18 protein-coding genes are annotated in these 24,899 nt (G+C 46.3%); 12 read left to right on the forward strand and 6 right to left on the reverse strand.

Going from position 1 to position 24,899, the window contains the following annotated elements; genetic code table 11:
• The first annotated feature begins 116 nt into the window (after window positions 1-116).
• The 6 genes from KN811_RS17525 to KN811_RS17550 all read left to right on the forward strand — a co-directional run bounded on the left by KN811_RS17525 (window position 117) and on the right by KN811_RS17550 (window position 12,124).
• A complete protein-coding gene (locus KN811_RS17525; RefSeq protein WP_247716542.1) occupies window positions 117-3,524 on the forward strand; it encodes a SusC/RagA family TonB-linked outer membrane protein in 3,408 nt (1,135 codons plus the stop codon).
• A gap of 18 nt (window positions 3,525-3,542) precedes the next feature.
• Complete coding sequence (locus tag KN811_RS17530) at window positions 3,543-5,396, forward strand: SusD/RagB family nutrient-binding outer membrane lipoprotein (RefSeq protein WP_187965987.1); 1,854 nt, start codon at window positions 3,543-3,545, stop codon at window positions 5,394-5,396.
• Between the two features lie 444 nt (window positions 5,397-5,840).
• Window positions 5,841-8,246 carry a glycoside hydrolase family 3 N-terminal domain-containing protein gene (locus tag KN811_RS17535; RefSeq protein ID WP_187965988.1) on the forward strand — a complete coding sequence of 802 codons (2,406 nt, stop codon included), beginning with the start codon at window positions 5,841-5,843 and terminating at the stop codon, window positions 8,244-8,246.
• 84 nt (window positions 8,247-8,330) lie between these two features.
• Window positions 8,331-9,779 (forward strand): alpha-L-fucosidase, encoded by a 1,449-nt coding sequence (locus tag KN811_RS17540; protein ID WP_187965989.1) that lies wholly within the window; start codon window positions 8,331-8,333, stop codon window positions 9,777-9,779.
• Between the two features lie 186 nt (window positions 9,780-9,965).
• Window positions 9,966-10,418, forward strand: coding sequence for a transposase (locus KN811_RS17545; protein ID WP_187965990.1), 453 nt, complete (start codon window positions 9,966-9,968; stop codon window positions 10,416-10,418).
• 248 nt (window positions 10,419-10,666) lie between these two features.
• Window positions 10,667-12,124 (forward strand): alpha-L-fucosidase, encoded by a 1,458-nt coding sequence (locus tag KN811_RS17550; RefSeq protein ID WP_187965991.1) that lies wholly within the window; start codon window positions 10,667-10,669, stop codon window positions 12,122-12,124.
• A gap of 81 nt (window positions 12,125-12,205) precedes the next feature.
• On the opposite strand, the gene pafA is transcribed toward KN811_RS17550, so the two are convergent.
• On the reverse strand, window positions 12,206-13,855 hold the full coding sequence (pafA, locus tag KN811_RS17555) for an alkaline phosphatase PafA (RefSeq protein WP_187965992.1): 1,650 nt from the start codon (window positions 13,853-13,855) through the stop codon (window positions 12,206-12,208).
• 664 nt (window positions 13,856-14,519) lie between these two features.
• Between pafA and nhaA the strand changes: the two genes are divergently transcribed.
• On the forward strand, window positions 14,520-15,854 hold the full coding sequence (gene nhaA / locus KN811_RS17560) for a Na+/H+ antiporter NhaA (protein ID WP_187965993.1): 1,335 nt from the start codon (window positions 14,520-14,522) through the stop codon (window positions 15,852-15,854).
• A 94-nt stretch (window positions 15,855-15,948) separates the two neighbouring features.
• On the opposite strand, the gene rocD is transcribed toward nhaA, so the two are convergent.
• The 3 genes from rocD to KN811_RS17575 all read right to left on the reverse strand — a co-directional run bounded on the left by rocD (window position 15,949) and on the right by KN811_RS17575 (window position 18,840).
• Window positions 15,949-17,190 carry an ornithine--oxo-acid transaminase gene (gene rocD, locus KN811_RS17565; RefSeq protein ID WP_187965994.1) on the reverse strand — a complete coding sequence of 414 codons (1,242 nt, stop codon included), beginning with the start codon at window positions 17,188-17,190 and terminating at the stop codon, window positions 15,949-15,951.
• Between the two features lie 388 nt (window positions 17,191-17,578).
• A complete protein-coding gene (locus KN811_RS17570) occupies window positions 17,579-17,752 on the reverse strand; it encodes a hypothetical protein (RefSeq protein ID WP_187965995.1) in 174 nt (57 codons plus the stop codon).
• A 131-nt stretch (window positions 17,753-17,883) separates the two neighbouring features.
• Window positions 17,884-18,840, reverse strand: coding sequence for a helix-turn-helix transcriptional regulator (locus KN811_RS17575; RefSeq protein ID WP_187965996.1), 957 nt, complete (start codon window positions 18,838-18,840; stop codon window positions 17,884-17,886).
• Between the two features lie 238 nt (window positions 18,841-19,078).
• Here KN811_RS17575 and rlmD point away from each other — a divergent pair, with 238 nt between their 5' ends.
• The 3 genes from rlmD to KN811_RS17590 all read left to right on the forward strand — a co-directional run bounded on the left by rlmD (window position 19,079) and on the right by KN811_RS17590 (window position 21,878).
• Window positions 19,079-20,488: a 23S rRNA (uracil(1939)-C(5))-methyltransferase RlmD gene (gene rlmD, locus KN811_RS17580; RefSeq protein ID WP_187965997.1), complete on the forward strand. Its 1,410-nt coding sequence runs from the start codon at window positions 19,079-19,081 to the stop codon at window positions 20,486-20,488.
• Window positions 20,489-20,617: 129 nt separating this feature from the next.
• Window positions 20,618-21,145: a DUF6452 family protein gene (locus KN811_RS17585; protein ID WP_187965998.1), complete on the forward strand. Its 528-nt coding sequence runs from the start codon at window positions 20,618-20,620 to the stop codon at window positions 21,143-21,145.
• Window positions 21,126-21,878 carry a DUF6048 family protein gene (locus tag KN811_RS17590; RefSeq protein ID WP_187965999.1) on the forward strand — a complete coding sequence of 251 codons (753 nt, stop codon included), beginning with the start codon at window positions 21,126-21,128 and terminating at the stop codon, window positions 21,876-21,878. The genes KN811_RS17585 and KN811_RS17590 overlap by 20 nt, the downstream gene beginning before the upstream one ends.
• Before the next feature lie 150 nt (window positions 21,879-22,028).
• On the opposite strand, the gene KN811_RS17595 is transcribed toward KN811_RS17590, so the two are convergent.
• A complete protein-coding gene (locus KN811_RS17595) occupies window positions 22,029-22,259 on the reverse strand; it encodes a hypothetical protein (RefSeq protein ID WP_187966000.1) in 231 nt (76 codons plus the stop codon).
• Window positions 22,260-22,328: 69 nt separating this feature from the next.
• A complete protein-coding gene (locus KN811_RS17600; RefSeq protein ID WP_187966001.1) occupies window positions 22,329-23,486 on the reverse strand; it encodes a THUMP domain-containing class I SAM-dependent RNA methyltransferase in 1,158 nt (385 codons plus the stop codon).
• Between the two features lie 105 nt (window positions 23,487-23,591).
• On the opposite strand from KN811_RS17600, the gene KN811_RS17605 reads away from it, so the two are divergent.
• Together KN811_RS17605 and KN811_RS17610 are read left to right on the forward strand one after the other, a co-directional pair.
• On the forward strand, window positions 23,592-24,266 hold the full coding sequence (locus KN811_RS17605) for a ZIP family metal transporter (protein WP_187966002.1): 675 nt from the start codon (window positions 23,592-23,594) through the stop codon (window positions 24,264-24,266).
• Between the two features lie 2 nt (window positions 24,267-24,268).
• Entirely contained in the window at window positions 24,269-24,697 is a 429-nt protein-coding gene (locus KN811_RS17610; RefSeq protein ID WP_187966003.1) for a DUF4268 domain-containing protein, read from the forward strand.
• The last annotated feature ends 202 nt before the right edge of the window (window positions 24,698-24,899 follow it).

Consider the following 24,899-nt stretch of genomic DNA (forward strand, 5'->3'; position numbering starts at 1 on the left):
CCAACATTTAACTTTTTTATAACATTTACATCAGAATTGAAAACGTTTTAGCCTGTTTTTCAGCACCTATATGTTTTCGTTCACGTAAAAAACTTAATTCTAAATTAACTAACTCAATGAAAGCTATGATGTGTAAGCGAAAGACCATTTACGTACTTTCCGCATTTTTCTTTTATTGCCAGTTTATGCTGGCACAGCAAAAGACGGTTACAGGAGTTGTGACCGATGCCGACGACGGTATGCCTCTACCCGGGGTAAACATTGTAATAAAAGGCACCACTAAAGGTGTTTCTTCTGATTTCGACGGAAATTATTCCATAGAGGCCCCTGAAGATGCCGTCCTGGTATTTTCCAATCTGGGGTATGCCTCCCGGGAAGTACCGGTAGCCGGGCAATCAACCATCACCATCACGCTCTCCGCAGACGCCCAGGAGCTCGAAGGTGTTGTAGTCACCGCTCTCGGGATTAAAAGGGAGACCAAAAGGCTCGGTTATGCCATGACAGAAGTAAAAGGAGATGAGTTGGCTAAAACCAACACCGTAAACCCGGTTCAGGCTTTACAAGGAAAAGCTCCGGGTGTAAGTATAGGCTCCTCAGACGGAGGGCTTTTCGGGAATTCCAAGATACAGATCAGGGGAGTTTCCGCGCTGAATTCCAACAACAATCAGCCCATATTTGTTGTGGACGGAGTTATCCTGGACAACAATGTTTCCGATTCCAGTGCAGACTGGGAGGGTAATCCTAATGACTACGGCAATATGTTAAAAAACCTCAATCCGGACGACTATGAGAGTATTTCTATTCTTAAAGGAGCCGCAGCTACTGCTCTTTACGGTTCCAGAGGTCTAAACGGTGTGGTCCTTATAAAGACAAAAGACGGTTCGGGCACAAGAGGCCTGGGTGTTTCTGTAAAGCAATCCGTTGGGATAGACCACGTATATCGCCAACCCGATATACAATATGAATATGGGGTCGGTACAAGAGCCGGGGCAGTAAGCTATGGAGAAAGGGATGCAAATGGAAATTATTACCGTTTCTCCAACAATCAGTTCTATACGAATGATGATGGTATTCCCACACTCATTGAGCATCCGAGCAGCCTTGGTTACGGGCCCAAATATGACGGAAGACCTATTATTGGGTATGACGGAGAAATGACCACATACAGCCCGGCAAAGGACAATCTTTTAGACGCCTATGACACCGGATGGAACACCAACACTTCCGTCTCTTTAAGCGGAGGCCATGACAAAGGGAACTTCTTTCTTTCCCTTTCCCACAACGACAGGTCGGGTACATTACCCAACAACAGTTTTAAAAGAGATGCATTACTGTTTTCCGGTGCCTATCAACTTGCGGACTGGTTAAGGGCCGATGCCTCAATTTCCTATACCACCTCCAAATCCAAAAATGCGAGAAACGACCTTTCACAATTCTTCATCAACGGTACCTATGCAAATGGATACAATCCTTCGAAATACAGGCAGCGACAGTTTTGGCAGGCCTCTCACGGAGGGATCCCCAATTCAGATTACAGCGATAAATATGCCTACGTTCCCGGAAAATCCATCTGGTTCGAATACAGTATGAACAATGCCGGTTCCGAAGAACAAGTTACCCGCCCCATCGTACGATTAACCGCAGACGTTGCAGAGTGGCTATCCATTACTGCAGAAGGAAATATGAATTATTACACCACTAAATACGAAAGAAAAGATTGGGGAAGCGGTTTTTTGAATGACGGTGGAGAATACCAGATGAGGCATAATACCGATAAGAGCTACACTGGAAAACTTACTGCGAACTTCCAAAAAGACCTTACTCCTGATATTACCGCCCAGCTTCTTGTCGGAGGTGAGCTATGGAAACAGGAAAAATCGGAAACCGACGTAAGGACAGACGGTGGCCTGATCGTCCCCGGACAGTTTTTCCTGGAAAATTCTAAAAGAAACCTTATTTCTTCGGGAAAGGTCTACGGCACCAAGCAGATAAGCTCTCTGTACTTCCTGTCCAGTTTCGGATATAAAGACCAGGTCTTCCTGGACATTACAGGGAGGAACGACTGGTCATCTTCGCTGGTATACACCAATGGAGAAGGCAATTATTCTTACTTCTACCCTTCCGTAAGCAGCTCCTGGCTGTTTACCCAAACATTTAATACTCCAGACTGGTTTACCTTTGGAAAACTTCGGGCATCCTGGGCTCAGGTAGGTAGCGATACAGACCCTTATGCCATTAACAAGGGATATGGGATCGGAAGGTACCAGATGGACGGGGACAAGTTTATATACACCAATGATATCACCACTACCCTGGTAGACAAAAACATAAAACCGGAAAGAAAAAACTCCTATGAAATAGGTATGGACATTCGTTTTTTCAACAATCGCCTCGGGGTGGATTTTGCTTATTACAACGAGATCATTAAAAATCAGATCGGCGAAATTCCTTTCCCGCAGGAATCCGGGTATAACAATTACTTTACCAATATTGGTACATTGAGTAATTACGGGGTGGAACTGAGTGTAACGGGAACCCCGGTTAAAACCAAAAACTTTACCTGGAACACCACCTTCAATTACTGGAAAAACACCACAAAGATCAAAGACCTGCACGAAGATTACGGGGAATATAAAGCATTAGGCGGAGATGTTGCCTATGGTAATTTCCGGATTGGCTCGGTAGCCTTTAAAGGTGGAGAATACGGAGTATTGATGTCTGACAGTAGCCCTAAAAAATGGCAATCAGACAACCCGGATGATCCGAGAAACGGCATGAATGTTCTGAAATGGGTAGACTCCGACCGGGGAGCCTTTTACGAAAGAAGCTATGAGCCCGAAAGAGTAGGTAAAGTGCAACCCGATTTTGAAGGCTCCTTAAACAACTCCTTTACGTATAAAGGGATTTCCCTTTCTGTGTTGTTAGATGCCCGTTTTGGAGGGCACATTGCTTCTTATTCCAACCGTTACGGAACCTCTTATGGTTGGCTGGAAACCTCTTTAAGAGGAAGAAGCCCCGAACATGGGGGAATGACCTGGACATCGCAATATTCGGATTCTCAGGGACAACAATTTAACGATGGTGTTATCCCGAACGGGGTTTTTGCAGAAGGCCAGACCGTAACAGCGCCTAACGGATCTACCGTAGATGTAGGAGGTCTGACCTATCAGGAAGCTATGGACAATGGCTATGTAGAACCCACACATGCCAGTTACTTTAACTACTATACAAATTCCTGGAGCGATGGGGTTGTAAATGACGATTGGTTTAGCGAAGTAAAATACATAGCACTGAGAAATATATCCCTCGGATATAACTTCCCGAAATCAGTCTCTGACAAACTCGGGGCGAAAAACTTTTATGTGTCCTTCAATGCCAGGAACCTTGGATATTTATACAATTCCCTGCCCAACAATCTGAATCCCGAGAGTTTCAGGGGCACCAGCAGTAGCGACTCGTTTAGGGAACGAGGCTTTATCCCTTATACGGCGTCTTATACTATGACCATAGCTATTGATTTTTAATCTGAAAAAAGAATAAAAATGAAAAACATATTAAAAAAATCGCTGATCTCGCTCCTCCTCATAGCGACCGGATGTGCTAAAGACGATTTTGCAGAACAAAATACAGATCCTTCTACCGTAGTAGATCCGGATTTAAGGTTCTCCATCACCAAGTCCATAGAACAAATGTATAACGACGATTATACGCTTTGGTTCTACAATAACTTCAGATATACATTCCCCTGGAGCCAGTTAACGACTATTGACCTGGCAAATGAAGAACAGTTCGTAAATATGGGTCCCGCGGGAGGACATAACATTTACGCTTCTCTTTTTCCCAACATAAGAGATATCAGAACAAGGATTGATAGCATGGAACAAGAGGACAGGTCTGTTAGGCGAGCCATGCGGGCCATGACCTTTCCCATACTCATTCAACCTGCAATAACACAGACAGACAACCTGGGGGCCAGGGTATATAGTGAAGCAGCATTGGCCGGATACACAGACCCGCCTTTGTTAACACCGGTATATGACAATCAGGAAACCTTGTTCAATACCTGGTTGGAAGAGTTAGACGCCGCTATCCCAGAGCTTATGACCTCCAATCAATACGATATGGGTGATCAGGATATGATCTACGGGGGCAATTATGGAAAATGGGCCAAATTCTGCAACCTTCTCAAGCTGAAAATAGCGGTTAGGCTAATCAATAAAGATCGCCCCAGGGCATTAAAAATAGCCGAAGAAGTAGCAAACTCCCCGGCAGGATATATGGATAACCTGGAAGATGATTTTATCTATACAAGAGGTGTTCTGTACTATGGTACCGGTAATGGAACCCAACCGGGTACTGCAGGCAAGAATATTGTGGACTTTATGGTTGCCAATAAGGACCCCAGGCTTCGTTTTCTGTTTACCAAAAACGAATTTAACGCAGAAGTAGTGCAGGCATTTATAGATGCTGGAAAAGACCTTCCTCCGTATATCGACCAATATGTAAACAGGGATGCTAGCGGAAATTTTTCCAATTGGAAAGCTCCGGGCGAGCCCTGGGTACGCTATTTTGGAGTCCCTCTGTCACCAAATGCTCAATATGATTCTGAATACGATCCTTATTTCAAACAAAGTGAGCTCAACAGGATAAAAATCGGTGATGTAGAAAAATCTTACACCTCCACTTCCAACTATTCGGAGAGAATAACACGTACACAATTTAATCACACCTACCCCACAAAGCCCGGGGGAAGGGTTATTGAACAAAAAGACAGCTACCCCGGCTTAAATGTTATTCTGGGATCTTCTGCAGAAACCAATTTATATCTGGCCGAATTCCAATTGTTAGGGGCTAACCTTCCCAGGTCTGCACAGGAATATTTTGACAGAGGAGTGGAATTATCTGTAAGGCGATTGGACGCTTTGTCTAAAAACAACGGGATGCCTTATTATGAAAATGACCCCGTATATATCGATCTCAACGAGGCCGAGGCCGCCTCTACCCGCCTCAAGTTGTCGGAAATAGTAAACCTACTGGAACAACCTGCCTATGACCTTAGCACCGATGGCCTGGAAAAGGTATACATCCAGCAATACATCAATTTTGCCGGGACTCCGGGAGATTTGTGGACCCTGGTTCGGCGCTCAGGTATCCCAAAAACCGAAAGTGCTTATTTACCCTGGGACCCATTTCTCGCTTCGGGCACGGAACTGTCTGTTCCCCGTCGTTTTGTATTTGGGACTCCTACAGAGGATAGCAAAAATTATGAAAATCAGGTCAAAGCTGCCGAGGAACAAGGATTTACAACAGGAACCAACAATCCATCTACCCTAAATTCAGAAAGGATCTGGTTCGATAAGGAAAATCCAGAATATGGTGCCGGACCAAAACCATAGACAGAACAACAGACAAAAATTAATCTTTTTTTGAAACTGTCTCTTAAAATTTTTCATCACCGGGGTAAAAAATACACCCCGGTGATTTTTATTAAAACACATATCCTTCGATTTTTTTTAAATTACTTTGCATTTCGCATACTTCTCCTATTCTGGTCTCCGGAAAATTATCAAACAAACTTTTAGATCCGTTTAAAAATCCGGGGCCTTCCCCGTACACAATCACATAAGAAACTGTACTAACACATTCTTACCTGATACTTCCTTCAGCCTTTCTGAGCTGTCATTGGTCGAAAAAATTTCCTTATGTTCATTTTTACCATAACATTTATAACCTTATTATGGTAAAAGAATTGCCTAATTAACTATCTAAACCGAAAAAGAGGTTGTAATTACTAATACAGCCTCTTTTCTTACTAATTTTGAAAACCAACCGCCGAAACCATGAAAACACTCCGGTATGCCATAGGGATCATATTCTTTGTAACTTACATACCATCATTTGCTCAAAAGGCCAATACCTCCGCTCCCCTATACAAAGACAGTACATCCCCTGTTTCATTAAGAATAAAGGACCTGCTGGAACGCATGACCCCGGAAGAAAAGGCCGGACAGCTTTCCACCCTTCTGGGATGGGAAATGTATTCTAAAAAGGGAGATAAAGTCACCGAAAGCAAAACTTTCCGCCAGGCCATACAGGAACAACACATAGGCATGCTCTGGGCTACCCTTCGCGCCGATCCCTGGACCCGGAAAACGCTGAAAACCGGGCTCAGCCCCAGACAGGCAGCCGAAGCCACCAATGCCCTGCAAAAATATGCTGTGGAAAATACGAGGCTGGGCATTCCCCTTTTGCTTTCAGAAGAGTGCCCGCACGGGCATATGGCCATCGGCACAACAGTTTTTCCCACATCCATCGGACAGGGCAGCACATGGCATCCGGAACTTATTAAAAAAATGGCCGGAGCCATTGCCAGGGAGGCCCGGTTACAAGGCGGCCACATAGGTTATGGCCCCGTACTGGACCTCGCCCGCGAACCCCGATGGTCGCGTGTGGAAGAAACTTATGGCGAAGATCCTGTGCTCAACAGTGAAATGGGAGAAGCCATGGTAAGAGGCTTCCAGGGAAACAACCTCAAAAGCGGGTATAACATTGCATCCACCCTGAAACACTTTGCCGCATATGGTGTCCCCGAAGGAGGCCACAATGGCAATGCCGTGCACGTAGGAAAAAGAGAACTGCGCCAAAGTTATCTCCCTCCCTTTAAAAATGCCGTAAAGGCAGGAGCCCGTTCCGTAATGACAGCTTACAGTTCCGTAGACGGTGTTCCGGGCACCGCCAATCACTGGCTGCTCAACAACCTTCTCCGCGGAGAATGGGATTTCAACGGCTTCGTAGTGTCGGACCTTGGCAGCATCGAAGGCCTTATGGGCGACCATCATATTGCCGCATCTCCCGAACAGGCAGCCTCTCTTGCTATCACTGCCGGAGTAGACGCCGACCTGGGCGGAAAAGGGTTTGGCAAAGCCCTGTTGGAAGCCCTGAGATCGGGTGAGGTTCCGGAAAATGTCCTGGACACAGCAGTCAGCAGGGTTCTCCGGCTCAAATTTGAAATGGGGCTTTTCGAAGATCCTTATGTAGATCCTGAAAAAGCGGAAAAAGAAGTCCGCAACAAACAACATACAGCACTCGCCCGGCAGGTAGCCAGGGAATCGGTGACCCTGCTTAAAAACCAGGACAACCTTTTGCCATTGTCCAAAGACCTGGAAAACATAGCTGTTATCGGGCCCAATGCAGACAACATTTACAACCAGCTCGGCGATTACACCGCTCCGCAGCCGGAAGACAATATCACAACCGTACTGGAAGGCATCCGCAACAAGGTCTCCTCTTCTGCAAAGGTGACCTATGTAAAAGGCTGTGCCATCCGCGACACCATTCAAACCGATATTCCCGGGGCAGTCCGGGCCGCAGCACAGGCAGATGTGACTGTGGTAGTACTGGGCGGCTCCAGTGCACGCGACTTTAAAACCAAATACATAGAGACAGGAGCAGCAACCGTCGATCCCGATGCAAAACCCGATGTGGTTAGCGATATGGAAAGCGGTGAAGGTTATGACCGTTCTACCCTGGACCTTATGGGAAAACAAATGGAATTACTCCGGGCCGTGGTAAACACCGGAACGCCAACGGTACTGGTACTTATCAAGGGACGTCCGTTACTCCTTAACTGGCCTTCCGAAAATGTCCCTGCCATCCTCGATGCCTGGTATCCCGGGCAGGAAGGCGGAAATGCCATTGCCGATGTGCTCTTTGGCGATTATAACCCCGCAGGAAGGCTGCCGATCTCTGTCCCTGAGTCCGTAGGCCAGTTGCCCGTTTATTATAATACCCTCTTCCCGGAAGAACACAATTATGTGGAAGGAGATGCCACCCCCCTTTACAGCTTTGGCCATGGGCTCAGCTATACGGATTTTAAATACGACAAACCCGAAGTAAAAGTTGAGGAAAACGAACACGATTTCACCGTGTACGCCAGGTTCCGCCTCACAAACACCGGGGCGCGCCCCGGCGACGAGGTAGTTCAGCTATACCTCCGCGATGAAGTGAGCTCGGTGGTCAGCCCGAAAAAGCAATTAAAGGCTTTCAGGAGGATACATCTGAAAGCCGGGGAAGAAAAAACACTCGAATTTCAATTGAAACCGGAAGACCTCATGCTCTGGAACACCCGTGGTAAATGGGTGGCCGAGGCCGGAAAGTTCATCCTTATGATAGGGGCCTCTTCTGAAGATATCAGGCTGAACACAAATTTTAAAATATCCCGTAACATAGAGATACACAACCCGTAAGATTTTTATATCTTATCGGCCGTAAACCGGAAATGCCATTTATCCATGGCGCTTTCCGCAAAGGACAACAAAAACACAGACCTTATGATTTCATACAAAAGTACACTTCTCACCCTGTGTACGACCCTTATGTTTAGTTTTGCCGCAAGGGCACAGGAAAACAATCTGCACCACAGGTCCACCACCTACGAGCCCCCAAAAGATCCGCAAGTGATCAAAAAACTCGAAAAATGGCAGGATCAGAAATTCGGGATGATCATTCACTGGGGTATCTATGCCGTTCCCGGGATCATCGAATCCTGGTCCATCTGTTCGGAAGACTGGATAGAACGCGACAGCACCACTACTTATAACGATTACAAAAAATGGTACTGGGGGCTGAGTGAAAAGTTCAACCCTGTAAACTTCAACCCCGAACAATGGGCCGATGCCGCCGATGCCGCCGGAATGCGCTATCTCGTGTTTACCACCAAACACCACGACGGTTTTAATATGTTCGATACGCAACAAACCGATTTCAAGATCTCCAATGGCCCTTTTGCCGATAACCCGCGTGCTGATGTTGCCAAATATGTATTCGAGGCCTTCCGTAAAAAAGGTTTTATGATCGGTGCCTATTTCTCCAAACCCGACTGGCATTCCGAATACTACTGGTGGCCCAAATACGCCACGGCCACCCGGAACAACAATTACGACATCCGGAAAAACCCCTGGAGGTGGAACAAGTTCAAGGAATTCACCTACAACCAGATCTCCGAGCTGATGCATAATTACGGTAGCATAGACATACTTTGGCTGGATGGCGGCTGGGTACGCCCCCGCGAAACCGTTAACGACGAGGTGCTCTCCTGGGGTGCCCCCATCCCCGAATGGAGCCAGGACATAGACATGCCAAAAATAGCCGGCATGGCACGAAAGGCCCAACCGGGCATCCTCATGGTAGACCGAACCGTACACGGCGCCTACGAAAACTACCAGACCCCCGAACAACGAATCCCCGACGAAAAGATAGACAATCCTTGGGAAAGCTGTATGACCCTCGGAAATGCATGGAGCCATGTACCCGGAGACAAATTTAAATCGGCTGCAAAGGTGGTGCATTCCCTGGTTGAAATTGTAGCTAAAGGAGGCAGCCTGTTATTGGGTGTAGGCCCCAGACCGGATGGCACCCTTTCGCAGGAAGTCATAGACCGTCTACAGGGGATCGGGAACTGGATGTCCAAAAATGGCGAAGCGATCTACAATACCCGTACTGTGGAACATTTCAGAGACGGAAACACTTACTTCACTCAAAACCCGGAGAAAAAGAAAACCTACGCCATCGCCTGCCTGCCCGAAGGAGAGGCCATCCCGGAAACCGTAACATGGAAAGGCAACCTTCCGAAAAAAGGCAGCAGGATAAAACTGCTACAAAACGGGAAAAATGTAAAATGGGAACGCGAAGGGGATAAAATAAAGGTTTTTTTACCTGCTTCTGTTCAACAGGATACAACTCTCTCTGCCCTGGCATTTTCCTTTGTTGTGGAAAAATAATTATATTGCCCCTTCAGGACGTAAAAATGTTTCATCATATTATGACGACATAGGGCGTTGCAGCATGGGACATTGCAGCATAGGGCGTTGCCCTACGCTAAGATATATAAGGCTTTCAGCCTAAAACATCCTGAAAGGGTATTATACCCTAACATAGGGCAACGCCCTATCTTAACACACAACACCATGGCACAATCACTATCACAAATCATCATCCACATCGTCTTCGGCACAAAAATGCGGTATCCTCTCATAAAACCGGAAATCGAGAATGAGTTATACGCTTACATGGGAGATACAATAAAGAGGAACGGAGGTATTCCTTTCCTTATTAACGGTGTGGAAGGCCATCTACATATTTTATCTACATTACCAAAAACCATCACCCTGGCAAAATTTATAGAAGATATCAAAAGAAATAGCAGCCGCTGGATAAAAACCAAAGGAATTGCATATCAAAAATTCGCATGGCAGCGAGGATATGGCGCTTTTTCTGTCAGCAGTTCAAAAAAAGATGTCGTATACAGATATATAGCCAGGCAAAAACAACATCACAAAAAAACTAATTTTAAGGAGGAATTATTGGAATTTCTCCAAAAATACAATGTTGATTATGACGAACGCTACCTATGGGATTAATTATATTGCCCCTTCAGGGCGTAAAAACATTTCATCCTATATTCATATACATATGCGGCATAGGACGTTGCAGCTTAGGGCGACGCCCTAAGCTAAAATATATAAGGCCTTCAGCCTAAAACACCCTGAAAGGGTATCATACCTCAACATAGGGCAACGCCCTATGCTACACAATACAACAATAAAAAACGCCCTGAAAGGGCACCATATCCTAACATAGGGCCCCGCCCTATGAAAAACCATACACTATGAAAAAACTAATCACGTTAACCGCAACAATCCTAACCCTCTGCTCCTGCAGCACCCCCAAAAAAAAGGTATCCGCCCCCGAAGCCGTAGGCCCTGTTCCTTCCGAAGCGCAACTGGCCTGGCAGGATATGGAGCTCAATGCCTTTATCCACTTCACCACCAACACCTTCACCGGGAAGGAATGGGGATTTGGTGACGAAAGCCCCTCCATCTTCAACCCTTCGGAGGCCGATGTAGACCAATGGATCACCACCCTGAAAGAAGCCGGGTTCAAAGGGGTTATCCTCACAGCCAAACACCACGACGGCTTTTGCCTGTGGCCCAGCAAATTCACCGAGCACTCCATTAAAAACAGCCCTTACAAGGATGGCGAAGGAGATATTGTCAAAGAAGTCTCCGAAGCCTGTAAACGCCACGGACTCAAATTCGGGGTCTACCTCTCTCCCTGGGACCGGAACCGGGCCGATTACGGGGAAGCCTCATATGTAGAATACTACCGTAACCAGCTCAAAGAGATCTTCGCTACCTACGGCCCTGCCTTTGAAATGTGGTTCGACGGAGCCAACGGCGGGGACGGCTACTACGGCGGGGCACGGGAAAGCCGGAATATCGACAGGCAAACCTATTACGACTGGCCCACCACCCTCGATATGGTACGTCAACTGCAATTCGAACCCCAGGTGCTCTTTTTCAGCGATGGCGGCCCGGATATCCGCTGGGTAGGTAATGAAAGCGGCCTGGCAGGAGAGACCAACTGGAATACCATTTCCAACGACACCCTGTATGCCGGGAAAGCCGGGATCAACGAACTGCTGGCCACAGGTTCTGAAGATGGGAACCAATGGATCCCTGCCGAAGTGGATGTCTCTATCCGTCCGGGGTGGTTTTATCACGAGGAAGAAGACTCCCTGGTAAAATCGGCCGAAGCGTTGTTTGAGATCTACCTCACTTCCGTGGGCCGTGGTTCCAACCTGCTGTTGAACATTCCCCCGGACCGAAGAGGCCTGATCCACGAAAACGATGTGGCTGCCCTCAAAGCCTGGCGAAAGCTGATCGATGACACCTTCCGCACCAACCTGGCCGCCAATGCTCCGGCAACAGCAACCGCTTACCGGGGAGAATCTCCCGATTATGCCGCTACCCGTGTTACCGATGGAAACAAGGAATCCTACTGGGCTACGGATGACGGAGTAACAACAGCTTCTGTGGAAATAGACCTGGAAAAAGATCAGAAGATCTCCTATATCCTTTTACAGGAATATATCTCCCTGGGACAAAGGGTAAAGTCCTTTACAGTGGAGGCCCGGCAGGGAGACGGGTGGGCAAAGATAGCCGAAGGCACGACCATAGGCTACAAACGTATCCTTAAAACAGGGGCAGTGAATACGGATAAGATCCGCGTAAATATTACCGATGCCAAAGCCTGTCCCCTGATATCCAATATCGAGGTCTATTAATATTAACTGAACAAACAGCAAAAAGGGGCGCTGTTGTGGAAACAGCGCCCCTTTGTTATAAGTTTTCCTCAAAAAGAGAACTCAGTCTTCTATCTCCAGGGCCTCAAAAACCGGTTTTCCGGTAGTTCCGCTGGGGAAACCTATACCGAGCAGTGCCGATATGGTCGGTGCAATGTCATTGATATGGGTTTCTTTTACAGTGCTTTTCCCTTTCTTTATTCCTTTACCATAAAGCAAAAACGGAGCATGCGTATCGTAGTTCAGTCCCGAACCGTGAGTAGATCCTGTTTTGGAATACACGATAACCGAAGGTGCCAGGACATACAACACATCTCCGGACCGCTTCTGGTTATATCCCCTTTGCAACAAGGCCGTAAGCCTTTCGGTAAATTCCGCTCCTGTAAATGCAGATGCCGTAAATGCCTTTTCCACATCCTTATACTGCATGATCTCTTCTACCAGGTCTTCCTGTATTTGCCGGATATTCAGGTCGTGTTCCTTGGCTACTGTGTGATCTATAAAGATCTGCCCATTGGAGATATTGGAGATCAATCCGTCCACATTGTATTTTTCCCTGGCGAAGTTCTTTACGTGAACCGTAAAGTCCAGGATATTAAAATACCCCGCAGGGATCTTAAGCGACTGCAGATAGGCAGGAACGTGTACTGCACCGTGGTCGGCTGTAAGGAATACGGTATATTCGCCTTTGCCCACTTTTTTATCCAGCTCCGATAGCAAACGGGCCAGATCCCTGTCGAGCCGCAGGTAAGTATCTTCAGCTTCTTTGGAATTTACACCAAACTGATGGCCTACATAATCGGTACAGGAAAAACTCAATGCCAGGAAATCGGTAATATCGTCCTGCCCGAGTTCTTCTCCGTCTATGGCAGCCAGGGCAAAATCGGCAGTAAGGCTGTTACCGTAGGGTGTAGATTTCAGGATATCATATCCTCCGTTATGTTTTTCCAGTTTTTTCAGTTTGTGAGGAAAGGTTGGTGTTTTCTCTCCTTTGAACTTGCCTTCATAGGGGTTATCGTCCGGTCCGCTTTCTGCATAGGTATCTATATCATATAACGTATTCCAGGTGGTCATATATTCTTTCACCTTTCCGGAACGGTTGAATTTATCTACCCATTTAGGGAGTTCGTCCATATAGTAAGAACTGCTTATCCATTTTCCTTCGTCTTTACCGTGAAACCAGTAAGCGGCATTCGCAGCATGCCCGGCCGGGAGTATTGCTCCCCTGTCCTTGATGGCAACACCAACAACCTTTCCTTTGAGCTGGGTAGCAAGCCGGAGCTGGTCGGTCACTGTTGTGGTCTTTACCCGGTGTGGCGACATTTTACCTGCTTTGGAGGTTGTTCCAACGGACTGTTGTGTATCGTCCCCGGCACAATATACCATTTCGTCATTTTCCTTGTCATACCAGTTGTTACCGATAATGCCGTGCATAGAGGGGGTAGTGCCCGTATATACCGAGGCATGTCCGGGCCCGGTATATGTAGGGATATAGTTAAAGTGATTGTTCCTGCAGTTAAAGCCTTCGTTGATAAGGCGCTTAAAGCCACCGTCGCCATACCTCTCCCAAAACCGGGTCAGGTAATCATATCGCATCTGGTCTACAACAATACCGACCACGAGCTTGGGTTTTACATAAGGAGTGTTCTCAGATTGTGCCCGGGTTCCGAACGCTGCACATAACATAAATAGCGCAGCCGTAAATTTTCTCATAACGTTTAAAATTTTAAGACCCGTAAAAGTAGCAAGTTCTCTTTAAAAACACATATCATTAGGTTTATTTAACGATTATCCCTATCTCAGCTTTTAAAAAGACTGGTGAAGTAATGTGATAATGTGCCTATGTGATGCACGGGACTTCCGGGCGAACAGGAAAAGACCATGGGATAAATGAAGGCTCTGGTTTTTGGCAAACCATAGCATTATTTTTTAGTGATCGGGTTATTAAATTATTCAGGCCACACCGACAAAACTAACCTAACCACTCGGGCCACAACTTTTTAGAAGCAAAATCGAAACACATTAAAGGGCATCGCCTGAACTATTTTTGACTCCTATCAACCTTAAAATGTATTTGTCTCCTTGTGCTGCAAAATTTTGTTAAAGGAATTAAAACATTTTTTCTTACATGAAGAAAAAGGCATTTCTTTGAAAAAACCGTTATGGCGAGTTGCGATATCCCCACTGGGATTCCACGAGAACACCCAAACTCGTTTGAATATTAGAATATTACCCCGCAAACCGTTAAAGCCCATTGCCTTTTTAATCGAATTTTTTGATATTTGTTGAAAAAATAAGGCATAAATCCTATCTTAGCTTTCTTTAACTTCATGTCGTTCAGACACACCCGGCACGAAATTATTTTTTAACTTTTTATATGAAAAAAACTCCCATAGACAAGATACTGATCGACCCCATGAGCAGGTTTATTAACAAATCCACCACCGGAGGGGTCGTTTTGTTTTTATCGGCTGTTGTTGCACTGGTCCTTGCCAATTCACCTTTTAAAGATGCCTACCACCATTTCTGGGAACACGAATTTGCTATCAGGTTCGATACTTTTGAGGTTACCAACAACCTGCACCACTGGGTAAATGACGGCCTTATGGCCATTTTCTTTTTTGTGGTGGGACTGGAACTGAAGCGGGAAATGATCGCCGGCGAGCTGTCCAGGCCTAAAAAGGCCATTCTGCCTTTAATGGCCGCCCTCGGGGGAATGATCTTCCCGGCAGCTATTTACCTGATCTTCAACCACGATTCCAATGCCGTTGGCGGATGGGGGATCCCCATGGCCACAGATATTGCTTTTGCCCTGGGTATTCTTTACCTGCTGGGCGACAGGGTACCGGTTTCGCTGAAAGTATTCCTTACAGCGCTTGCCATCGCTGACGACCTGGGAGCAGTATTGGTTATCGCCCTGTTCTACACTTCCGATATCGATACACACAGCCTTATCGTTGGGGGTATCTTCCTCATATTACTACTGGCTGCCAACCGCCTGGGAGTCCGTGCGCCGGTATTCTATGGTATTATAGGTATCGGAGGCCTGTGGCTTGCATTCCTGTTTTCAGGGGTACATGCCACTATTGCAGGAGTACTGGCCGCTTTCACCATCCCGGCAAGCTCCAAGGTAAGAGACAAAATATATGTAGAGAAACTGAGAAACCTGGTCGATGAATACGACAACCTGGAAGGCCGTACCAAACGGTTAAAGACCCCCCAGCAGCAACACGTACTGGAACAGGTAAGGATCTATTCCAAGGCAGCGCTTACCCCCCTGCAAAGACTGGAGCATTCCATGCATTCCCTGGTCAGTTTCGTCGTGATGCCGGTTTTTGCCCTGGCCAATGCAGGTGTTACGTTTTCAGGAGATTTCTGGCACAATATCACCAGCAATGTCAGTATCGGTATTATCCTGGGGCTTGTTCTCGGTAAATTCATCGGTGTTCTGGGCTTTACCAAACTCATGACCAAGTTAAAGATCGCTACCCTCCCTTCAGATCTTTCCTGGAAACATATCTACGGGGTAGCCCTGCTGGCCAGTATTGGTTTTACCATGTCGCTGTTCATTACAGAGCTGGCGTTTAAAACCAATGCCGAAGAGTATATCCTGGAAGCCAAAATGGGTATCTTTGCAGCTTCCATGATAGGGGGAACAATAGGTTATTTTATATTGAAAAACGCTAAGCCCCCTAAACAGGAAAAAAGCTAAACTGACATTTTCTTTAATTTATATCCATAAAAAATGCGAGAACTTTGAGTTCTCGCATTTTTAATTTTCGACTATTCTTATCTAAAAACCAGCCTTACTCAAACGCCTTCAGGGTTTTGGTAATAATGCGGATGCAGTCTTCCAGCTGTTCTTTGTTCATTACCAGGGGTGGTGCAAAACGAATGATATTTCCGTGGGTAGGTTTTGCCAACAGGCCGTTTTCTTTCAGGGCCACACATATATCCCAGGCCGTGCTGCTGTCTTCGGAATCGTTAATCACTATGGCATTGAGCAGTCCTTTTCCCCTTACGAGTTTTACAATACCGGAACCGTCTATATATTTTTGCATTCCTTCCCTGAAGAAACGTCCCAGTTCTTCGGCATTGTCCGCAAGTTTTTCTTCTTCTATGACATCAAGCGCTGCCATGGCCACCGCAGCCGCCACCGGGTTTCCTCCGAAAGTAGAACCGTGCTGTCCCGGTTTTATGACCTCCATGATCGTATCGTCCGCCAGTACGGCAGACACCGGGTAAGTTCCGCCGGAAAGGGCTTTTCCGAGAATAAGTACATCTGGCTTTACGTCTTCGTGATGTACGGCCAGCAATTTTCCGGTCCTCGCTATACCGGTCTGGATCTCGTCGGCTATAAAGAGTACGTTATGTGCTTTACACAGAGCGGCAGCTTTTTTCAGGTATCCGTCCGAAGGCACATATACCCCGGCTTCGCCCTGGATAGGTTCCACGAGAAAGCCCGCTATGTTTTCTTCGGTCTTCAGCACCTGCTCCAGGGCATCGGTATCGTCATAAGGTATTTTAATGAACCCGGGCGTATAGGGTCCGAAATTCTTACGGGCATCTTCGTCATTGGAAAATGAAATAATGGTCGTGGTCCTGCCGTGAAAGTTATTTTCACATACAATGATCCTGGCATCCTGTTCGGCCACTCCTTTCTTTTCATAGGCCCATTTACGGCATATCTTTATGGCAGTCTCCACGGCTTCAGCCCCCGTATTCATGGGCAATACCTTGTCGAACCCAAAGTATCCTGTGATGTATTTCTCGAACCTTCCGAGCATATCGTTATAAAAAGCCCTGGAAGTCAGTGTGAGCTTCTTTGCCTGTTCTTCCATAGCCCCCACGATCTTAGGGTGACAATGCCCCTGGTTCACAGCAGAATAAGCGGACAGAAAATCGTAATATCTCTGGCCTTCCACATCCCACACGTGCACTCCTTCTCCTTTACTTAGAACAACCGGTAACGGGTGATAATTATGCGCACCATAATTATTCTCCAGGTTAATGGCATCTTGCGAGGTAAGTTGTTCTGTGATAGTCATTCTTTACTGATTTTTAAAATGATACTTTATTATTCCTTCTTTAAAGAATTGTTCAAATTTCCAAGGAGAGAAATCATCCTACGATGCAAATTAGCAAAACTTAAGCGATTTCACTAAGAAATCGCCTAAGTTTTATCCCCTTCGACAGGTGGTTCCTGAGTTTATCGAAGGGCTCAGGGCATCGCCCGTTCGGTAAACTCAGGGCATCGCCTTCGGTTCTTTTATGTGTCCTTTCCATGCTAACAAAAGATTGATCGTAGATTGAATCTCGCTACACGGAAAGATTGAACGAGATTGAAACATTTCAAATCAATCTCCCGATAGCGATCGGGATTCAATCTTCCATCAATCTTTTTCAATCTTTTTTCAATCTCACTTCAGGCAGGGATCAACCCCACAATAATCCGAATATGGATAATTCCGAGATGCGGCCGGTTAAATGTGCTGCCCCGGTCTTTTCCGCTACGGTCGTCCGGGGTGTTTGGGCAGTAAGACCTCCTTTATCCGGGCGGAGCGATCGTTCTTCCCGGGTTCTGGTCTTTTTATTCATTTTTGTTTCCATTTTTTGCTTTTTTATTTGTACAAAGCAAAGTTAGGGGTGCCTTATGACAACCCTGTGTCAACAGTTATTTCACAGATGAAAAAAACTTTGTTTCGAAGTCTTTTTACGCAGAGCAAAAGCTAAGAAACTATCTAAATTCTTTCGGAAATTTTCTCCACGATATCCCTGATCTTCTTTTTTAAGGACACAGGCTCCACGATCTCGGCATAGTCGGCAAACGTCAGGTACCACCGGACGAAACCGTTTTCCAGGGAAGCGGTTAAAAAGGTCATTTCTATCATGTTATCTTTTTCAGTTTCCGATACAAAGCCAAAATAGTATTTTCTTTCCTGTAAATACATGATAATGCTTTTCTCTACCCGGATAACCACCTTTTGCATGGTATAAGAGCTCCTTTTTTTCTCCCACTGTTCCTGGTATTCCTGCAATGTTGCCCTTTCAGACAGCCTGTCCCTGTCCGTAAGCCGGATATCGTAAATGCGGTCGGCCCGGAAATGGCGGTAATCTTCCCGGAGGTGGCAATAGCCTATGGTATACCAGTGGTCGTTTTCGTGATATACCCCGATGGGCTCTATAAAGCGTTCGGTCTTTTCTTCACGCCCAAGTGCCCTGTATGTCATTTTCACCACTTTCTTCTCCGATATACCCCGGAACAATACCTCCAGTATGTTTCCCGGTATGGCCTCGGGCCTTCGTATCTGCCTGTCCCGTACATGGATCTGGGATTCCAGGTTTTCCACAAAGTCCTTTTCACTGCCCCTTAGCACGGATTTCACCTTGTACATGGCCGACTGGAAATGTTTCTGGATAACCTTGTCCGTAAGCCTTTCCATGAGTTTTTCGGCAGTGACAAAGGCCATTGCCTCTTCCTTAGTGAACATCACGGGAGGAAGGCGATATCCGTCCACAATGGAATACCCTACTCCGGCCTCGCCATACAGTGGCACTCCGGCTTCTTCCAGCGTACGGATGTCCCGGTAGATCGTCCGCAGGCTAACCTCAAAACGATCGGCGAGGTCCTGTGCTTTTACCACCCTTTTGGATTGCAGTTGAATAAGAATAGTAGTGATCCGGTCGAAACGATTCATTTTAGGGTAGGATTGTTTTTTCAAAAGTAGCATTTATTTGTTACATCCGGGGGCTTCTGAGGGAGGTTTTGACCCATTTTTCGGGGAACACCCCTCTGCCTGCGGCATCTCCCCTTACTTCGGCGTTAGTTTATCTCAAATCTGCCGAAGGACTCAGCACAGGCAAGGGGAGAGTCTTCATCTTTTTAACTTCGTACTTCTGACTTCGTACTTCACAAATAAACCTTATTTTTGCCTCATGTCGAGAAAGAGCAGAAAACCGTTTTTTGAAAGTGTCGAGGTCACGGATGCCGGTGCTAAGGGCAAAGGCATTGCCAAGGCCCCGGACGGAAGGGTCATTTTCCTGTCTAACGCCATTCCGGGGGATGTGGTAGACGTACAGACCACAAAAAAGAGAAAAGCATACTTTGAGGGGAAAGCCATGAAATTCCACCGGTACTCCGAAAAGAGGGAAGAACCGCGTTGCGAACATTTCGGGGTGTGTGGCGGGTGCAAATGGCAGAACATGCGCTATGCAGACCAGCTTTTCTACAAACAAAGAGAGATAGAAAACAACCTGAAACGCCTGGGAAAAATAGACATTCCCGAACCCGAGCCCATACTTGGCTCTGCCAAACAGTTCTTTTACCGGAACAAAATGGAATTTTCCTTTTCAGACAGCAGGTGGCTCACCCAGGAGGAAATCGACAGCGGGGAAGAACTGCAGAACAAGAATGCATTGGGCTTTCATATCCCTGGGATGTGGGACAAGATCCTGGACATCAAAAAATGCCACTTGCAGGAAGACCCATCCAATACCATAAGACTGGAGATCAAAGACTTTTCCGTAAAAAACGGCCTGTCTTTTTTTAATCCGAGACAACAAGCCGGACTGCTGCGCACTGTGATGATACGGATATCCTCTACCGGGGAGATCATGGTATTACTGCAATTTTTCGAAGCGGACAGCGACGGTATTAAGTTGTTAATGGACCATATGACGGCACGGTTCCCGGAGATCACTTCGCTGCTATACGTGATCAACAGCAAACCTAACGATACCATTTACGACCAGGAGGTGATCTGCTACCACGGCAGGGATCATATCTTTGAGGAAATGGAAGGACTTAGATTTAAGATCAACGCCAAGTCTTTTTACCAGACCAATTCCGAGCAGGCTTATGTGCTCTACAAGGTGGCCCGTGATTTTGCCGGGCTTTCCGGAGACGAACTGGTGTATGACCTCTATACCGGAACCGGAACCATAGCGCAATTCATCGCCAAAAAGGCAAAAAAGGTTATCGGTGTGGAAGCAGTGCCGGAAGCCATCGAGGATGCCAGGAGCAATGCACAATTAAACGATATAAGGAACGTTGAGTTCTTTACGGGGGATATGAAAAAGGTATTCAATGAGGATTTTATATCACATCACGGCATACCCGATGTTATTATCACGGATCCGCCAAGGGACGGCATGCACAAGGATGTAGTGGCACAGCTACTGGACATCGCACCCCAAAAGATCGTATATGTAAGTTGTAACAGTGCCACACAAGCCAGGGACCTGGCCCTTATGGACGGGATGTACCGGGTAGCCCGGGTACAACCCGTTGATATGTTCCCGCAGACCCATCACGTAGAAAATGTTGTACTTTTGGAAAAACGATAAACATTATAAAGTCGGAAGTCCGAGGTCGGAAGTTCAAGGTAGTTTAATCCTTTTTAAAACTTCGAACTTCCGACTTCGGGCCTCAAAAAACTCAGTATATATGAAACTTTTAACTAAAATCTCATCCTGGTGAAAAGACTTGCTCTAGCATTTTTCCTGACCGGCCTGGCCGCCGTCTTCCTTCTGGGTTGTGAAAAGGACGATATATGCCCGGAAGACTCGGCTACTACCCCTTTAGTAGTGATCACTTTTCACAATGATAATGACCCGGGAAGCCTCAAGGAAGTCCCGTCCCTTCGCGTTATAGGCAGGGACAAGGACAAACCTGTTGAAACCTTTGCAGACAGTACTTATATCGACTCCATAGCGATCCCTCTAAAGGTATTTGCCAACGAAACCATCTATGCCTTTACCCGGCATACACAGGAAATCACCGATGCAGGCGATACCATTACCGTAACAAATGCAGACACCCTTACTTTCGATTACCGGACGGAGCAGCAGTTTATTTCCAGGGCCTGCGGATTCATCACCAATTATTCCGAACTCAATGTCATCGAGGACCAGGAGGATGAAAATCGCTGGATATCATACCTTGAGGTTGCTAATCCCACAGTAGAAAATCAAAACACCACCCATGTCAAGATATTTCATTAGTATTGTTTTTCTCATATGCTGCATCTTCCGGGGGGCGGCCCAGGACAATGAGGAAAGCAAAAAAGACAGTATTGTTTACAAGGAAAAATACGGCCTCCGGTTGGGTATAGACCTGAGCAAGCCCATACGTTCCTTTACCAGCGATAATTATAACGGACTGGAACTGGCCGGGGATTTCCGCATCTCCAAAAACCTGTATATCGCCGCAGAACTCGGAACCGAAAAAAAGACGACCAAAGAAACCCTTTACACCTTTACCACATCAGGGAGCTATCTCAAGGCCGGGATAGACTACAACCTCTATGAGAACTGGTACGGTATGGAAAACCTGATATTTGCAGGCGGACGACTGGGAGTGACCACATTTAGCCAGGACCTGGAGGAATATCGCATCTATACCACCAGCCCGTATTGGGAGGAAAACAACCTGCCCGGTACCGATGAAAATATACTCGGGGAATACAGTGGCCTAAATGCTCAATGGCTGGAAGTCCTGTTCGGAATGAAAGTGGAATTGTTCAACAACCTCTATCTGGGTGGCACGGTGAGGCTCGCCTATCTTCTGAACGATACTCCGCCGGATGCCTACGCCAATTTATGGGTCCCCGGCTTTCAAAAAGTTACGGACGGTAGCAGGTTTGGCCTTACTTTCAATTACACCCTGTCCTATCTCATCCCTATATTCAAGAAAACCAAAAAAGGAGTTCTCAATAAGACGGGGACAGAAGAATAAAAGTTCATTGAGCAATACATCCCCCCCTAACTTCGCAACCCTTGTGAAAAAAATTATGGTCTTTGTGTTTTTTCATGTTATACGGGCTTTAACAAAGGTTCACAAAGCAGGCACGAAGTGACACAGAGGGTTGTATAGAAATTAATACATTTATTTTATCTCTTTCGGGGAAGAGAACAGCCACTTTACAAACAGTTTTTCACCGGACGCGGTTTTCACCACTATAAATTTAGGAGCCAGTACCATCGCTATGACCGCCGAAATTACCGCTGTCCAGAAGTTATAACCGGGCAGGAAATAATGCAGCGCCGCGCGGGCGAGGATAAAAATCGCTGCAAAACAGATAAAGTTGTAGAGCAGGGCCCTGTGTTTGTATTTCATTTGAATTTATGATTTACGGATTGCGATTTACAATTTTAAATTCACAAATCGTAAATCGTAACCCTAGAATTATTGTTGCCATTTTGCCTTTTTGCTCCCCTCGTATATCTCGTATTTTACGAGCTTGCTTTCCAGGCGTCCGTTAAACAGTTTTATCTTTCTTGACGGGCGAAGGCCCACGTGCTTCAGGGCTTCCATATTGGAGGTGATAAACCAGGCCTCCGTATTCGGGTAGTTTTGCTTTAACGTATCGCCTATTCCCTTGTAGAAACGCTCCATATCCAGGGCCAGGCGTTCTCCGTAGGGCGGGTTAAAGACCATATGGAGTTTTCCCGTGACGTTTTTCTCCGTACTAAAAAAATCCTGCTGTTCTATCTCGATATATTCGCTGAGATTGGCATTGTGCACATTGTCCTTTGTCTTTCGCACTGCCGAAGGGGCCTTGTCATAAGCATATATCTTGTGATGAAATTCCCTGGCCTTATTGAGACTGCTTTCGGTTACTTTTTCGAACAGGTCCGGATCGAAGTCCCCCCATTTTTCGAACGCAAATTCTCTGCGGTTTATATTGGCCGGAATATTACAGGCTATCATGGCTGCTTCTACCGGGATGGTACCGCTGCCACACATGGGGTCGAGAAAGTCAGATTGCCCGTCCCATCCACTGAGCAACAGCATTCCGGCAGCGAGGACTTCATTGATCGGTGCTATATTGGTAGCCGTCCGGTATCCCCGGTGGTGCAGGGATGCCCCGGAACTGTCCAGGGAAATGGTACAACTATCTTTCTGGATGTGTACACTGATCTTCAGGTCGGGGTGTTTCAGGTCTACATCGGGCCTTTTGCCACTTTTATTCCGGAACCTGTCCACTATGGCATCTTTGGTTTTCAGGGCCACATACAGGGTGTGGTTAAATTTTTCCGAATGGACCACAGCATCCACGGCCAGCGTCTGGTGTACGCTCATAAAACTTTCCCAGGGAATGTTATACACCCCGTCATACAGGTCTTTTTCATTCCTGACCCTGAACGAGCGGATGGGTTTTACGATCTTGAGTGCCGTACGAAGGCACAGATTGGCCTTGTACATAAATCCTTTATCACCCATGAACGAGACGCTTCTCACTCCTTTTTCCACCTGCATAGCTCCCAGGTTTCGCAATTCGTCAGCTAAAATATCCTCAAAACCAAACAGGGTCTTGGCCACCATGCTGTAATTATTTCCCATATCGCATTTCTTATAAAAGGCAAAAATACGTTAATTTAGCCCTTTGATAAAAAAAGCGCTGCCTTTTGTTTATTGCCACATAGCGCAATCTTCAAACACAGATTAATGATAGATTACCTTTTGCCCATCATAACCGTCCTTATCGGGTTCCTGTTTGTTATCCTGATAAAACCGAAGGAGGGAAAATACCTGAAGCTGTTCCTGGCCTTTAGCGGGGCTTTTTTATTGTCCCTTACCGTATTTAACCTGCTTCCGGAAATTTACCATGAGGAAGCAGGAAAAACCGTCGGCATATTCATTATGTTGGGAATTTTGTTGCAGATATTCCTTGAATTCTTTTCCAAGGGTGCGGAACACGGCCATGTACATGCCCCGGGAAACATGCAGACATTTCCCTGGCTGTTGTTCATCAGCCTGAGTATACATTCTATTCTGGAAGGATTTCCATTGCACCGCCACGACACGCTTGTCTACGGAATCGTAGTGCATAAAATGCCTGTTGCCATAGTACTGACGGCCTTTTTCCTGAAAACGGGAATGAAGAAATGGCATATCGCAGCATTTGTAAGCCTGTTTGCCCTGATGACCCCACTGGGTACTTTTTTAGGCGAGCACATAAACGGTATTGAAAAGTTCCACGCCCCCATATCGGCATTGATCATCGGTATTTTTCTGCATATCTCTACCATTATCCTTTTTGAAAGTTCGGAGGGGCACAAGTTTAATCTTACCAAACTGGCCGTTATTATCGCAGGTATTCTAATAGCATATATACTATAACCATGTTCAGCAGAGAAGAATCCAGGAAATTAAGACAGGAATTCTGGACCTCTTTCGGGAAGTCCTACCCCCGGAAATGGATATTATACAACACCAAAATAAAAGGGTTTTCCTTTAAATTCCACTTCGACACCAAAAAAGCGCTGGTAACACTCGATATAGAAAGCCAGGACCTCGAAGACCGGATACATTATTACCAGAAACTGGAATCGCTGAAAAGTATTTTAACGAACGAATACCTTCCGGAAGCGGTTTTTGAAGATGTGTATTTCCTGGACAACGACAAAGAAATATCGCGGGTATACGTGGAAAAAACGGGAGTTTCCATTCACAATAAAAACAGCTGGCAGGAGACCATGGAATTCTTCAATGAAAAAATGATGCAATTCGAGGCTTTTTACCGGGAATATGAAGATTATATTAAGTCGTAAGGCATTCTGGTTGCAGGTTACAAGTTACAGGTTGCAGGTTAGAGGCGGTATACCAAACCTGCAACCTGTAACGTATAACACTACTTCCTTCACTTTCGGGCATAAAAAAACCCCTCACATCACTGTGAAGGGTTTAAAGAAGGCGGCGACATACTCTCCCGCTTTCGCAGTACCATCTGCGCACATGGGCTTAACTTCTCTG

It is taken from the genome of Sinomicrobium weinanense, from assembly GCF_018863395.1.
GTDB lineage: Bacteria > Bacteroidota > Bacteroidia > Flavobacteriales > Flavobacteriaceae > Sinomicrobium > Sinomicrobium weinanense.